The following is a 14,278-nucleotide window of genomic DNA, read 5'->3' as shown; positions in this document are numbered from 1 at the left end:
AACACATGAGTAACTTTCTATGGCTGAAACAAAGTCTCAACAATCAAGGCTCCTGGTGACGCTGACTGCGCTATTTGCAGCGTTCTGCGGCCTCTATCTTTTAATCGGCGGAGCATGGCTGGTCGTGCTTGGCGGCTCCTGGTACTACCCCGTCGCCGGTCTGGTGATGCTGGGCGTGACCGTGATGCTGTTCCGCGGCAAGCGCGCTGCGCTGTGGCTGTACGCCGCGCTGCTGCTGGCGACCATGATCTGGGGCGTCTGGGAAGTCGGCTTCGACTTCTGGGCGCTGACGCCGCGTAGCAATATCCTCGTCTTCTTTGGTATCTGGCTGATCCTGCCCTTTGTCTGGCGTCGTCTGCCGGTGCCTTCCGCTGGCGCCGTAGGCGCGCTGGTCGTCGCCTTGCTGATCAGCGGCGGCATGCTGACCTGGGCCGGTTTTAACGACCCGCAGGAGATCAACGGCACTCTGAGCGCCGACGCCACCCCGGCGGCGCCGATTTCCAACGTTGCCGACGGCGACTGGCCGGCCTATGGCCGCAACCAGGAAGGCCAGCGCTTCTCCCCGCTGAAGCAGATTAACGCCGACAACGTGAAGAACCTGAAGGAAGCCTGGGTGTTCCGCACCGGCGACCTGAAACAGCCGAACGATCCGGGTGAAATCACTAACGAAGTGACGCCGATTAAAGTCGGCGACACGCTCTTCCTGTGTACCGCCCACCAGCGTCTGTTCGCGCTTGACGCCGCCTCCGGTAAAGAGAAGTGGCATTTTGACCCGCAGCTGAACGCCGACCCGTCGTTCCAGCACGTCACCTGCCGCGGTGTCTCGTATCACGAAGCGAAAGCGGATAACGCCCCTGCCGACGTCGTCGCCGACTGTCCGCGCCGCATTATCCTGCCGGTGAACGATGGTCGCCTGTTCGCAGTGAACGCCGACAACGGTAAGCTGTGCGAAACCTTTGCCAACAAAGGTATTCTCAACCTGCAGACCAACATGCCGGTGACCACGCCGGGCATGTATGAACCCACTTCCCCGCCGATTATCACCGATAAGACCATCGTGATTGCCGGCGCAGTTACCGATAACTTCTCTACCCGCGAGCCGTCAGGCGTGATCCGCGGCTTTGATGTGAATACCGGTAAACTGCTGTGGGCCTTCGATCCGGGCGCGAAAGATCCGAACGCCATCCCAAGCGATGAGCATCACTTCACGCTCAACTCACCCAACTCCTGGGCGCCTGCCGCCTACGACGCCAAACTGGATCTGGTCTATCTGCCGATGGGCGTGACCACTCCGGATATCTGGGGCGGTAACCGCACGCCGGAGCAAGAGCGCTATGCCAGCTCGATTGTCGCGCTGAACGCCACCACCGGTAAGCTGGCCTGGAGCTACCAGACCGTCCACCACGACCTGTGGGATATGGACATGCCTTCGCAGCCGACGCTGGCTGACATTGAAGTCAACGGCAAAACCGTGCCGGTCGTCTATGCTCCGGCGAAAACCGGCAACATCTTCGTGCTGGATCGCCGTAACGGCGAGCTGGTGGTCCCGGCCCCGGAAAAACCGGTTCCGCAGGGCGCCGCCAAAGGCGATTACGTCGCCAAAACCCAGCCGTTCTCCGATCTGAGCTTCCGTCCGAAGAAAGATCTGACCGGGGCGGACATGTGGGGAGCCACCATGTTCGACCAGCTGGTGTGCCGCGTGATTTTCCATCAGATGCGCTATGAGGGTATCTTCACCCCGCCATCTGAGCAGGGCACCCTCGTCTTCCCGGGTAACCTGGGGATGTTTGAATGGGGCGGTATCTCCGTCGATCCGAACCGTCAGGTGGCTATCGCCAATCCGATGGCGCTGCCGTTCGTCTCTAAACTGATCCCACGCGGCCCGGGCAACCCAATGGAGCCGCCGAAAGATGCGAAAGGCTCAGGCACCGAGTCCGGCGTGCAGCCGCAGTACGGCGTCCCGTACGGCGTCACCCTGAACCCGTTCCTGTCGCCGTTCGGTCTGCCGTGCAAACAGCCGGCCTGGGGCTATATCTCCGCGCTGGATCTGAAAACTAACGAAGTGGTATGGAAAAAACGTATCGGTACCCCGCAGGACAGCCTGCCGTTCCCGATGCCGGTTAAACTCCCATTCACCATGGGTATGCCGATGCTGGGCGGTCCGATCTCCACGGCGGGCAACGTTCTGTTCATCGGCGCGACCGCGGATAACTACCTGCGCGCGTACAATATGAGCAACGGCGAGAAGCTGTGGGAAGCCCGTCTGCCAGCCGGCGGTCAGGCCACCCCGATGACCTACGAAGTGAATGGCAAACAGTATGTTGTCATCTCTGCCGGCGGTCACGGCTCGTTCGGTACCAAAATGGGCGATTATATCGTCGCCTATGCGCTCCCGGATGAGGCGAAATAAAACGCAAAACGGCAACGAAAGTTGCCGTTTTTTTTGTCTTTATCCCCTCTCCCACGCGCCAGGGTTATACCGCCCTAAACCGTGAACCCCAACATCATCCCGGTGTCTTCATGTTCCAGCAGGTGGCAGTGGGCCATATAGGCAAACTCCTTCGGCGCCGGATGATCAAACTTCACTAATACTTCACTCACGTCCCCTTCCACACGCACGGTGTCTTTCCAGCCGCGACGATGCGCCGCTGGCGGCTTGCCGTTTTCGCTCAGGATGCGGAACTGGGTGCCGTGGATATGGAACGGATGCAGCATCATGTCGCCCTTACCCGAAATCACCCAGCGCTCATACTGGCCCCTGGCGGCGGCAAACATCGGCACATTCATGTCGAAGGCTTTGCCGTTGATGCGGTTGGCGTTATGGAAATCAAATCCCTTGCCCGACGACATGCCATGATCCATGCCGGACCCGTGGTTCATGTTGCTCATGTCGCCGTGGTGCATATTCCCCATGTCGCCCATCCCGCCGTGCCCCATCATGCCGTGATCCATTCCTGCCATCGCCTGATCGCCATATTTCTCCATCAGCGCCTGCATGCCCATCCTGTCGAGCATCGGATCCATCGACAGCTGGAGCTGACGCTGCGTCAGCCCCGTCAGAGAAGGTAGCGCCGGCATAGCGGCCAGGGTATCCAGCAGCTTGCCGGAGGCAGGAATGACCAGCGGCTGGACGCGCAGTACCGGCTGTGGTTTATCAAAAGGCGCAATGGCCATGCCCATCTGACCCACCGGCAGGGTCACCAGATCAAAAGGTTTGCCGTCGCTGGTGTCCACCAGCACCTCAAAACGCTCCCCCATCAAGACCGGCAACTCATTGACCTTCACCGGCTCTGCCAGCAGACCGCCGTCGCTGGCCACCACGTACAGCGGGCGCTTATCGCTGGTCGCAAAATTGAGGGAACGGGCATTACAGCCGTTCAGCAAGCGCAGACGTAGCCAGCCGCGCGGGGCGGCATGTTCAGGATAGAGAGCGCCATTGGTCAGCAGCGTATCGCCAAACCAGCCGACGGCAGCGCTCATCACATCCAGCTGATAATCAATTTCGCCAGCGGCGGTAAACTTCTTGTCCTGCACAATCACCGGTACATCATCGATTCCCCACTGCTTCGGCAATAGCAGGCGTCCGCTCTCTTCATCCTCGATCAGCACCAGCCCCGCCAGCCCCATCGCCACCTGCCGACCGGTGGTCCCGTGCTGATGCGGGTGAAACCAGCAGGTGGCGGCCCGCTGCGTTGGCGTGAAGCTCACCGTCCGAGTGGCGCCCGGGGCGATGACCCCCTGCGGTCCTCCGTCGACCTCGCCGGGTACCTCCAGACCATGCCAGTGCAGCGTCGTCTCCTCTGCCAGCTGGTTGGTAATGTCCACCGTGATAGCCTTCCCCTGCGTCAGCTGCAGCGCGGGACCCAGTAGCGAGCCGTTATACCCCCAGGTGGTGGCGTTCAAAGCGCCAAACTGCGTTTTGCCCGCCTGGATGGTCAGCGCGATACGGTTGCGCGCATCAGCCGTCAACAGCGGCGGTACCGGCAGGGCCGGGCGACTGGCCGCAAAGACCGCACGGCTCCAAAGCGGTAACGCGCTGGCCATGCTGACCGCGGCGGTCAGTTTGAGGAAGTCTCGACGTTGCATATTCACATCCTTTTATTCTGCGGGCGAATATTTGAGCTTAAACCCTACCGTAACGGGAAGGTCAAGCAGAAGAGTAAGAATAAAGATCGGCGCTGTGTAAAGAAGTATGCTAATTTGAAGCGTCGGTGATCTAACGGTAGAAAAAATGAAGACGCTTTTCAGAACAATGGTACTCGGCAGCCTGCTTACTCTCTCCGCCAACAGCTACGCGCTCAGCGAATCAGAAGCGGAAGACATGGCTGATTTAACCGCGGTTTTTGTGTTTCTGAAAAACGACTGTGGCTACCAGAACCTGCCCAACACGCAGATCCGTCGCGCCCTGGTGTTCTTTGCCCAGCAGAACCAATGGGACCTGAGCAACTACGACAGCTACAACATGAAAGCCCTTGGCGAAGACAGCTATCGCGATCTCAGCGGCATTAACCTTCCGACGGCGAAAAAATGTAAAGCGCTGGCCCGCGATTCACTTAGCCTGCTGGCTTACGTCAAATAATTTCCCGCGCGGGCGGCAACGCGCCGCGCTTTTCCCCGACTCACCCGCCTTTAATATTTACCATTATTATTTTATACAAAATAAATTTTATCTACCTCGCAATACATCAAGCCAATAAATAAATTAAACCCGTACTAACAGCCCTGGCAGATAAAAACAATAAAATATCCCTAACGATATATTGCAAAATAAAAAGCAGCCTTTTAGAATCCGTTGAAAATATATCTACTTCATGGACTGAAATTGTGAATATCTCGCTGACTCTTCGTATTATTCCACTTGCCGCTATGTTATTAGCCGGCTGTAGCAATACCGCCCCTCGCCAGCAGGTAAAACCGCTCACCACCCCGCTAACGTCGCAGCAGCAGGCAGAGCAGGAGCGAGCGGCCAGCGAACAAGCGCGCATTGAATCCTGCCGACAGGCGCTGGACTCGCTAAAAGAGGTTAACCCACAGCAGGCAACCAAACTCAGCAATGACTTCAATGCCTTAGTGCGTGCGGCGTCACAATACAACAGCGTGCGCGAGAAAGTGGCGGATCCCACCCGGCTTGGCATTGACTCCATGTATCAGTTTAAATCCATCAAATTGTGCGCCGATATTCAGAAAACGCTAATCGATAGCCTGGTACAGCGGGGTGAAAGCAAGCAGCCATGAACAGAGCCGCCACGCTGACCCTCAACGCGCCCCTGCTGATGCTCGTCGCGGCGCTGGCGCTTTCAACACCTTTCTTCGCCGGCGCCGCGCCGGCGTTTCTTGACTACGCCCAGCAGCAAACCCAGGCGAATGAAAAAAGCGATGCTGCAACCGCAAAGCAAACGTCAGGCGATCGTCAACCTGCGGATAATAAAAAAAAGACGCCCAATACCGCACAATTGCAAAAAAGAATCGTCAGCCAGCAGGCGACGATTGAGCAAAAAAATAAAACTATTCAGCAATTAAAAAAACAGCTTGCTAACACTCCGGCCACAGAAACCTCCATCGCGAATGAGCAAGCGGCCTTAAATAACAAAATAAAAGAATTACAGATCGCCTTAACCGCCGCCACCGCGAAAAATGAGGCGTTAATTAAAAAAGAAGGCGCAGTCCAGAATACGACTCTGCAGCAAAGTCAGGCCGCCGCGCTGAAGCAGATCCAACAATTAACGTCACAGCTTCAGCAAGCCGCAGCTGAAAATAAACGGCTCAGCGCCAGCCTCACCGCTCTGAATACAGATAAGCAGACGCTGGCTAACCGGCTCGCCGCGACAGAGAAGGCGCAGCAGACCACCCTCGACCAGGTCAAAACCCTTAACGCCGACAAACAGCCGTTGGTCAACCGGCTGGCGGCGACAGAAAAAGAGAAGCAGGCCGCCCTCGACCAGGTCAAAACCCTTAACGCCGATAAGCAGTCTCTGGCTAACCGGCTGGCGGCGGCGGAAAAAGAGAAGCAGGCTGCTCTCGACCAGGTCAAAACTCTTAACGCTGATAAACAGCCGCTGGTCAACCGGCTGGCAGCGGCGGAAAAAGAGAAACAGGCCGCCCTCGACCAGATCAAAGCCCTTAACGCCGACAAACAGCCGTTGGTCAACCGGCTGGCGGCGGCGGAAAAAGAGAAGCAGACCGCCCTCGACCAGATCAAAGCCCTTAACGCCGATAAGCAGTCGCTGGCTAACCGGCTCGCCGCGGCGGAGAAAGCGCCATCGAGCCGCGCCGATGCCGCCGTGGCGGCAAAAGATGAGCCCCCCGAGATGGCGGCCATAGTGGCGGCCTATCGCCTGCAGGCGGACAAAGATAACGCCCAGCTGCGGATGAAAGAGGATGAAATCCAGCTGCTGCGGACGCAGCTGACGGTCCCGCCGAGAAATACCACCGGCAAAACCGCCGCCAAACTCAGCGCGCCAGGTGAACAGCAGGCTTACGCCATCGGCGCCTCGATGGGTACAGAGGCGCTTAACGTCCTCACGACTCGTCGCACTCAGGGAGTTAACGTCGACGCTGGCCTGGTGCTGCAGGGCATCGAAGATGCTTTCAGCGGCCAGCTTCGCCTCGGCGAACAGGAGCGTAACAAAGCGCTGTTTGACATTTCACAGCAGGTTTTCCAGAACCTGAATAAAATCGAGCAGAAAAACATCAGCGCCGGTCAGAAATACCAGCAGGCGTTTGCGCGCAAAAAAGGTGTGGTCTTCAAAGAGGGCGTCTACAGCCGTATCGATTACCCGGGTAAAGGAAAAATTAGCGGCAACGATCTGGTGACCGTGGTGATCAAAGAGATGCTGACGGACGGAACGGTGATCAATGATATGGAGACGAAAGATCAGGCGCTTACCCAGAAACTGGATGCCTATCCCCCGGTATTTCGCGGGCCGCTGAAGCGCCTGCAGAACCACGGCTCCGTGACGCTGGTCGTCCCGCCCGACAAAGCCTATGGCAGTAAAGGGTTGCCACCGAAGATCCCCCCAGGCGCGACCATGGTCTATTCCGTGCGGATAGTGGATAGCCAACCCGCGCCGGCAAAATAGCCCTGTCTCCCCACCGCCCTCTCCGGGCGGTGCTGTTATTCCTGCCGCATTGCTGCAATAACCGCCGTGCATCCTCATCTATAGTTGTCTATGATGTTGCACTCGTTTTACGGGTGTAACAGATGTTAACGAAGGAGGAGCCTCACCGTGGCCGATAATCCACTGTGGCATGAAACGCTGCATGACCATTTTGGTCAGTACTTTAGCGTTGATAACGTGCTGTACCACGAAAAAACCGATCATCAGGATCTGATCATCTTTGACAACCGCGCCTTTGGCCGGGTGATGGCGCTGGATGGCGTCGTGCAAACCACCGAACGCGATGAGTTTATCTATCACGAAATGATGACCCACGTGCCGCTGCTGGCTCACGGCAACGCCAAGCATGTCCTGATCATCGGCGGCGGAGATGGCGCGATGCTGCGCGAAGTCTCTCGTCATCGCAGCATCGAAAGCATCACCATGGTGGAAATCGACGCCGGGGTGGTCTCATTCTGCCGCCAGTACCTGCCCAACCATAGCGCCGGCGCCTATGACGATCCGCGCTTTACGCTGGTGATTGATGATGGCGTCAATTTTGTTAACCAGACGACGCAAACGTTTGATGTGATCATTTCGGACTGTACCGACCCTATTGGCCCGGGGGAAAGCCTCTTCACCTCGGCTTTTTATGAAGGCTGCAAACGCTGCCTGAATCCGGGAGGGATTTTCGTTGCGCAGAACGGCGTCTGCTTCCTGCAGCAGGATGAAGCGGTCGGTAGCCGTCGCAAACTGAGCCACTATTTTCGCGACGTCAGCTTCTACCAGGCGGCGATTCCGACCTATTACGGCGGGATAATGACCTTTGCCTGGGCGAGCGACAACGAGGCGCTGCGCCATCTTTCCAGCGAAATCATTCAGGCGCGCTTTCACAAAGCCAACCTGACCTGCCGCTACTACAATCCGGCAATCCATACGGCGGCCTTCGCCTTACCACAATATCTGCATGATGCTCTGTCCGCACCGTGAAGCGAAATAAGGGGGTGAACTAAATTGAAAAAATTGAAGCTGCACGGCTTTAACAATCTGACCAAAAGCCTGAGTTTTTGTATCTACGATATCTGTTACGCCAAAACGGCAGAAGAGCGCGACGGCTACATCGCCTATATCGACGAACTTTATAATGCCAATCGCCTGACAGAGATCCTGAGCGAAACCTGCTCTATTATTGGCGCTAATATCCTGAATATCGCCCGCCAGGATTATGAACCCCAGGGCGCCAGCGTGACCATTCTGGTAAGCGAAGAGCCCGTCGACCCGCGGCTTATCGACCAGACCGAACACCCCGGCCCGCTGCCTGAAACCGTGGTCGCCCATCTCGATAAAAGCCATATCTGCGTGCATACCTATCCGGAGAGCCACCCGGAAGGCGGCCTGTGCACCTTCCGCGCCGATATCGAAGTCTCTACCTGCGGGGTTATTTCACCGCTCAAAGCGCTGAACTATCTGATCCACCAGCTGGAATCGGATATTGTGACCATTGACTACCGCGTGCGCGGCTTTACCCGCGACATCAATGGGATGAAGCATTTTATCGATCATGAAATCAACTCAATTCAGAACTTTATGTCTGACGATATGAAGTCACTGTATGACATGGTCGACGTCAACGTTTATCAGGAAAATATCTTCCATACCAAAATGTTGCTTAAGGAGTTCGACCTTAAGCATTACATGTTCCATACCCGACCGGAAGAGTTGACCGCTGAAGAGCGCAAGGTCATTACCGACCTGCTGTGGAAAGAGATGCGCGAGATTTACTACGGCCGCAATATTCCTGCCGTGTAATGCCTCAAATGCCCGGCGGCGATTTTGCGCGCCGGGCCTGGGTTCTGCGCCGGCTGGTAGCGGGGGAAAGGTACTCGTCGCGACCGGAGATGTGCCCTGCGCACGCGACGCTTAGCCAGGCTACGGTTTTCCGCAGCCTGGCGCACAACGAGTCATCAACGCTGCTGCATAAACTCACGATAGGCGGCAACCACCTGCAGGAAATCCTCAACACCGCACAGAGAGAGGCTTTCTTCGTCGTAGTAGCTCATCCCCTCCTCGATTTCGTCGCCGGAAAATTCCAGCTGATTGGCGCGGATCATCACCTCTTCGCCATCCAGCCACAGCGTATATTCATGTCCGGCACGCTGCCAGGAACGTTCACTGCCTTTCACGGTGCGCGCAGCCTGCTCCACTTCGTCAAGCAGAGCAAGATTGTCTTTCACCTCCTCGTTGAACCAGTGGCCAATCGCCTCGTGATCCATCGACATTCGCACCTTTACCACTCCGGTAATATCGCGCAGAAATTCGTAGTCCATCGTCTTTTCCTCTGCAAGGGCAATGCGTCACCGCTGCACTGTACCCATGGAGTAATTATCGCAGCAGACCGAAAGAAAAAAAGCGTAACAGGCAGGAGGTTTGGAAATAAAAATGCCCGGTGATGCAATGTTCACCGGGCATTGGGGAGTTTGTAGCCAAACGGTCAGCCGGGCTGACCGGATGGTTTTACACCGCGGTCTGGAAGATCACGCCGTCAGCTTTTTCAGTGTACTGATCCAGCTGGTTGAAGTTCAGATAGCGATAGGTATCTTCCGCTGTCTTATCCACCTGCGCCACGAAGGTCTGGTACTCTTCCGGCGTCGGCAGTTTACCGAGCAGAGAAGCCACCGCTGCCAGCTCGGCAGAGGCCAGATAGACGTTAGCGCCGGTACCTAAACGGTTCGGGAAGTTACGGGTAGAGGTGGAAACCACCGTCGCACCGTCGGCGACGCGCGCCTGGTTACCCATACACAGGGAACAGCCAGGGATTTCGATACGCGCCCCGCTCTTACCAAATACGCTGTAGTAACCTTCTTCGGTCAGCTGCGCGGCGTCCATACGGGTTGGCGGCGCCACCCACAGGCGAGTCGGCAACTGGCCTTTGTGGCTGTCCAGCAGCTTACCGGCGGCACGGAAGTGGCCGATGTTGGTCATGCAGGAGCCGATGAACACTTCGTCGATTTTCTCGCCCTGTACGTCAGACAGCAGGCGGGCATCGTCCGGATCGTTCGGCGCGCACAGAATCGGCTCTTTGATATCCGCCAGATCGATGTCGATCACTGCCGCGTATTCCGCGTCAGCATCGGCTTCCAGCAGCTGCGGATCCGCCAGCCATTTCTCCATGCCCTGGATACGACGCTCCAGGGTACGGCGGTCGCCGTAGCCTTCGGCGATCATCCACTTCAGCAGGACGATGTTGGAGTTCAGATACTCAACGATCGGCTCTTTGTTCAGCTTGATGGTGCAACCAGCAGCAGAACGTTCAGCGGAGGCATCGGTCAGCTCGAACGCCTGCTCCACTTTCAGATCCGGCAGACCTTCAATCTCAAGGATGCGGCCAGAGAAGATGTTTTGCTTACCTTTCTTCTCAACGGTCAGCAGGCCCTGCTTGATGGCGTACAGCGGGATCGCGTGGACCAGGTCGCGCAGCGTAATGCCCGGCTGCATTTTACCTTTGAAACGCACCAGCACCGATTCCGGCATATCCAGCGGCATCACGCCGGTCGCGGCGGCGAAGGCCACCAGACCAGAGCCCGCCGGGAAGGAGATACCGATGGGGAAACGGGTGTGGGAGTCGCCGCCGGTGCCCACGGTATCCGGCAGCAGCATGCGGTTCAGCCAGGAGTGGATCACGCCATCGCCCGGACGCAGCGAGACGCCGCCGCGGTTCATAATGAAGTCCGGCAGAGTATGATGCGTGGTGACGTCAACCGGCTTCGGATAGGCCGCAGTGTGGCAGAAGGACTGCATCACCAGGTCAGCGGAGAAGCCCAGGCACGCCAGGTCTTTCAGTTCATCACGGGTCATTGGACCGGTGGTGTCCTGAGAACCGACGGAGGTCATTTTCGGCTCGCAGTAGGCGCCCGGGCGGATACCGGCAACGCCGCAGGCGCGGCCAACCATTTTCTGCGCCAGAGAGAAGCCGCGGGTGCTTTCCGCCACGTCTTTCGCCTGACGGAAGACATCGCTGTGCGGCAGACCCAGCGCTTCACGGGCTTTGGTGGTCAGGCCGCGACCGATGATCAGCGGGATACGGCCGCCGGCACGGACTTCGTCGATCAGCACATCGGTTTTCAGCTCGAAGCTGGCCAGCAGTTCGTTGGTCTCGTGATTACGCACTTCGCCTTTGAACGGGTAAACGTCGATGACGTCGCCCATGTTCAGGTTTGACACATCCACTTCGATAGGCAGCGCGCCCGCATCTTCCATGGTGTTGAAGAAGATTGGCGCGATTTTGCCGCCCAGGCACAGGCCGCCGCCGCGCTTGTTCGGCACGTTCGGGATATCGTCGCCCATAAACCACAGCACCGAGTTGGTGGCCGATTTACGTGAAGAGCCGGTCCCGACCACATCGCCGACGTAGGCCAGCGGGTAGCCTTTCTGCTGCAGGGCTTCGATCTGTTTGATCGGGCCAACCACGCCCGGCTGATCCGGTTCAATGCCTTCGCGGGCGTTTTTCAGCATCGCCAGGGCGTGCAGCGGGATATCCGGACGCGACCAGGCATCCGGCGCCGGAGACAGGTCATCGGTGTTCGTTTCGCCAGTGACCTTGAAAACGGTAACGGTGATTTTCTCTGCCAGCTGCGGGCGGTTCAGGAACCACTCAGCGTCGGCCCAGGATTGCATAACCTGTTTAGCGTGCTCGTTACCCGCTTTCGCTTTCTCTTCCACGTCGTAGAAGTTATCGAACATCAGCAGAGTATGGGACAGCGCTTTCGCGGCAATCGGCGCCAGTTTCGCGTCGTCCAGGGCATCGATCAGCGGGTGGATATTATAACCGCCCTGCATGGTGCCCAGCAGTTCAACGGCTTTTTCAGGGGTAACCAGGGGGGAGGTCGTTTCGCCTTTGGCGATCGCGGCAAGGAATCCAGCTTTAACATAGGCGGCTTCGTCGACGCCCGGCGGTACACGGTTAATCAGCAGGTCTAACAGGAATTCTTCTTCGCCCGCAGGCGGGTTTTTCAGCAGTTCTACCAGCGCGGCCATTTGGGTTGCATCTAAGGGTTTGGCAACAATCCCCATGGCGGCACGCTCAGCTACGTGCTTACGGTATTCTTCTAGCACGACGGTTCTCCTCGCTTCTCATTGTCATAATGCGGCCTACACCTCTTCAATCAATCTGCTTCGGTATGGGCAGTTTGCCGCCTTGACGCATCTTGAAGGATTTAGTGGCTGGGCGATTTTCTTCACGCTCCTGTGAGACAGCAGTTTGTAGGGTAAATGCCCGATACCGCGTCGGCAGCATAGCAGGATTTTTGAAAGGTGTTAATCTGTTTACAAAAAAGCAACATTAAAATTTAGCTGAATCGTTAAGGGCAGGATATTGCAGGCTTTCTGTTCAAATCCCGCGACAAAAATTCCTTTCCGCGTACAACGCCATGGGCCGATCCCAACAATCATCAATAAAAAGCCATACCGCTTACTTATACTCAGCAAACGCGCCGTTTTCGCCGATACTTTAGCGAGATGGGTTACTTTTTGGGTCAGGAGCTTCTATGTCACTGCCGTTCAAACCCCATATTATCACCCTGCTCTGTAGCGCTGGCTTACTCGCGGCGGCGGGAACACTCTATGTGCAAAGCCGTACTCCAGAGACGGTCACTCAGCCGACGGCGCAGCCTGCGCCAGCGCCAGCCGCACCCGCCGCCGCGCAGCCGGTGGCCGCCACCTACACCCAGGCGCAGATTGACCAGTGGGTTGCCCCCATCGCGCTCTACCCGGACAGTCTGCTGTCGCAGGTGCTGATGGCTTCCACCTACCCGGACAACGTCATGCAGGCGGTGCAGTGGTCCCAGGATAACCCCACCATGAAAGGGGATCCCGCCGTTCAGGCTGTTGCCAGCCAGCCGTGGGATCCCAGCGTCAAATCGCTTGTCGCTTTCCCTGCCCTGCTGGCGATGATGGGCGAGAATCCGCCCTGGGTGGAAAATCTGGGTAATGCGTTTTTGGCCCAGCCGCATGATGTGATGGACTCGGTGCAGCGCCTGCGTGCCATCGCCCAGGAGACAGGGACGCTGAAATCCACGCCGCAGCAAAAAGTGATTGTCGCCGCAGCGGCGCCTGTGCCGGCCACCACTTCGAAAAGCAGCACCGTATCAACGTCAAGCACTACCGCGGCGGCGCCTGCGCCAACCCAGGTCATAAAAATAGAACCGACCGACCCGCAGGTGGTCTATGTTCCCAACTACAACCCCTCCACCGTCTATGGTACCTGGCCGAACAGCGCCTATCCTCCGGTCTATCTGCCGCCCCCTCCCGGGGAGCAGTTTACCGATAGCTTCGTCAAAGGCTTCGGTTACAGCCTGGGCGTGGCGACCACCTGGGCGCTGTTCAGCAGCATCGACTGGGATGATGATGATGACTACCACCATCACGATGACGACTACCACCGCGGGGATTACTCGCATAATGGCGATAACATCAATATCAATGTGAATAATTTTAACCGCATTACCGGACAAAACCTGCCGGGCGATCACGTAAACTGGCAGCACAATCCCGCCTATCGCGGTCACGTGCCATACCCCGATAATACCGTCGCCCAGCGCTTTCATCAGACCAACGTATCCGGCGGACTGAGCGCGACCCAGCATGCGCCGGTCGATCGTGAGGCGCAGCGCCAGGCGGCAATGACCCAGCTTCAGCAGCGCAGCGCGTCGACCGCCACGGCAGGCAACCTGGCGGCAAACACCCCCTCGCGCGATGCCCAGCGTCAGGCGGCCTCGGCGCAGTTGAAACAAGCCACCCAGCGCAGCAACTACCGCGGTTACGACAGCGCGCCGACATCAACCCAGCAGCGTCGAGATGCGGCGAAAGCGCAGTTGAAAAACCCGACGCCGCAGCAACAGCAGCGTAGGGAAACCATTAAGAACCACGAGCAGAATGCTACACCGCAGCAGCAACAGCGCCGGCAGCAGCTCCATTCCGCCACGCCCGCCCAGCGCCAGCAGACGGTCAATCATCTGCGCGCCAGCGCCCTTAGCGGCAACGAAAGCCGCGCCCCCTCCTGGCAAGCGCAGCAGGAACGGGGACGACAGAGTCGTCAGTTTTCCAGCGTAAACCGCGAGCAGCGCGACGGCGCCAGAGAGCGTCTTTCTGAACACCATGAACTACGCCGCCGCTGAGGATGAGCA

At 57.6% G+C, this 14,278-nt stretch carries 10 protein-coding genes; 7 read left to right on the top strand and 3 right to left on the bottom strand.

Features of this window, described 5'->3' with window-relative positions; translation table 11 throughout:
• Window positions 1–19: 19 nt before the first annotated feature.
• Window positions 20–2,410 (top strand): glucose/quinate/shikimate family membrane-bound PQQ-dependent dehydrogenase, encoded by a 2,391-nt coding sequence (locus QLG03_RS13815; RefSeq protein ID WP_255989405.1) that lies wholly within the window; start codon window positions 20–22, stop codon window positions 2,408–2,410.
• Between the two features lie 74 nt (window positions 2,411–2,484).
• On the opposite strand, the gene cueO is transcribed toward QLG03_RS13815, so the two are convergent.
• On the bottom strand, window positions 2,485–4,086 hold the full coding sequence (gene cueO / locus QLG03_RS13810; protein WP_023292004.1) for a multicopper oxidase CueO: 1,602 nt from the start codon (window positions 4,084–4,086) through the stop codon (window positions 2,485–2,487).
• 145 nt (window positions 4,087–4,231) lie between these two features.
• Here cueO and QLG03_RS13805 point away from each other — a divergent pair, with 145 nt between their 5' ends.
• The 5 genes from QLG03_RS13805 (at window position 4,232) to speD (ending at window position 8,906) form a co-directional block, all read left to right on the top strand.
• Window positions 4,232–4,579: a YacC family pilotin-like protein gene (locus QLG03_RS13805; protein WP_004204381.1), complete on the top strand. Its 348-nt coding sequence runs from the start codon at window positions 4,232–4,234 to the stop codon at window positions 4,577–4,579.
• Window positions 4,580–4,824: 245 nt separating this feature from the next.
• Window positions 4,825–5,235 (top strand): hypothetical protein, encoded by a 411-nt coding sequence (locus QLG03_RS13800; RefSeq protein ID WP_023292003.1) that lies wholly within the window; start codon window positions 4,825–4,827, stop codon window positions 5,233–5,235.
• Between the two features lie 653 nt (window positions 5,236–5,888).
• Complete coding sequence (locus tag QLG03_RS13795) at window positions 5,889–7,079, top strand: FKBP-type peptidyl-prolyl cis-trans isomerase N-terminal domain-containing protein (protein WP_176694395.1); 1,191 nt, start codon at window positions 5,889–5,891, stop codon at window positions 7,077–7,079.
• Between the two features lie 147 nt (window positions 7,080–7,226).
• Entirely contained in the window at window positions 7,227–8,087 is an 861-nt protein-coding gene (gene speE, locus QLG03_RS13790; RefSeq protein ID WP_049015355.1) for a polyamine aminopropyltransferase, read from the top strand.
• 24 nt (window positions 8,088–8,111) lie between these two features.
• Window positions 8,112–8,906 (top strand): adenosylmethionine decarboxylase, encoded by a 795-nt coding sequence (gene speD / locus QLG03_RS13785; RefSeq protein ID WP_004204375.1) that lies wholly within the window; start codon window positions 8,112–8,114, stop codon window positions 8,904–8,906.
• Between the two features lie 155 nt (window positions 8,907–9,061).
• Here the strand turns inward: speD and yacL are convergent, their stop codons facing one another.
• Entirely contained in the window at window positions 9,062–9,424 is a 363-nt protein-coding gene (gene yacL / locus QLG03_RS13780; protein WP_004204373.1) for a protein YacL, read from the bottom strand.
• A 187-nt stretch (window positions 9,425–9,611) separates the two neighbouring features.
• Window positions 9,612–12,209: a bifunctional aconitate hydratase 2/2-methylisocitrate dehydratase gene (gene acnB, locus QLG03_RS13775; protein ID WP_274578645.1), complete on the bottom strand. Its 2,598-nt coding sequence runs from the start codon at window positions 12,207–12,209 to the stop codon at window positions 9,612–9,614.
• A 431-nt stretch (window positions 12,210–12,640) separates the two neighbouring features.
• Here acnB and QLG03_RS13770 point away from each other — a divergent pair, with 431 nt between their 5' ends.
• Entirely contained in the window at window positions 12,641–14,269 is a 1,629-nt protein-coding gene (locus tag QLG03_RS13770; protein WP_147733727.1) for a DUF3300 domain-containing protein, read from the top strand.
• Window positions 14,270–14,278 lie beyond the last annotated feature (9 nt).

The sequence above is a fragment of the Klebsiella sp. V115_8 genome, assembly GCF_029967715.1.
GTDB lineage: Bacteria > Pseudomonadota > Gammaproteobacteria > Enterobacterales > Enterobacteriaceae > Klebsiella > Klebsiella quasipneumoniae.
This window is presented reverse-complemented; position numbering and strand designations above follow the sequence as displayed.

Coding starts and splice junctions, on each gene's coding strand:
- yacL (WP_004204373.1), bottom strand. CDS start 9,424: ATGGACTACGAATTTCTGCGCGATATTACCGGAGTGGTAAAGGTGCGA.
- QLG03_RS13815 (WP_255989405.1), top strand. CDS start 20: ATGGCTGAAACAAAGTCTCAACAATCAAGGCTCCTGGTGACGCTGACT.
- QLG03_RS13770 (WP_147733727.1), top strand. CDS start 12,641: ATGTCACTGCCGTTCAAACCCCATATTATCACCCTGCTCTGTAGCGCT.
- QLG03_RS13805 (WP_004204381.1), top strand. CDS start 4,232: ATGAAGACGCTTTTCAGAACAATGGTACTCGGCAGCCTGCTTACTCTC.
- cueO (WP_023292004.1), bottom strand. CDS start 4,086: ATGCAACGTCGAGACTTCCTCAAACTGACCGCCGCGGTCAGCATGGCC.